At 32.5% G+C, this 237-nt stretch carries 1 pseudogene; it reads right to left on the reverse strand.

What is annotated here, in order from left to right:
* Positions 1–169: pseudogene (locus QCD85_RS23735) on the reverse strand (ATPase); the annotation flags it as partial.
* Positions 170–237 lie beyond the last annotated feature (68 nt).

Below are 237 nucleotides of genomic sequence, written 5' to 3' on the forward strand. Positions count from 1 at the left end.
CGAGAATACTATCAATAGCTACATTTTCATATTTCGTTAAAATATCCATCCCTATCTTCAATGCACCGAATGAAGAGAATAGATGAGTACTCATAAAGTTCTCTAGATTAAATCGACTTTCTGGTGAGCTTACAAATAACGGTAGACCTTTTTCGATAACTGTAATATTTTAAACATGTCTCTTATACACATATGACTCTGAAGAAGAATACTTTTTCTTGTAGATCTAGTTGGTCG

This window comes from Paenibacillus sp. PsM32, assembly GCF_030433815.1.
GTDB classification, from domain to species: domain Bacteria; phylum Bacillota; class Bacilli; order Paenibacillales; family Paenibacillaceae; genus Saccharibacillus; species Saccharibacillus kyungheensis.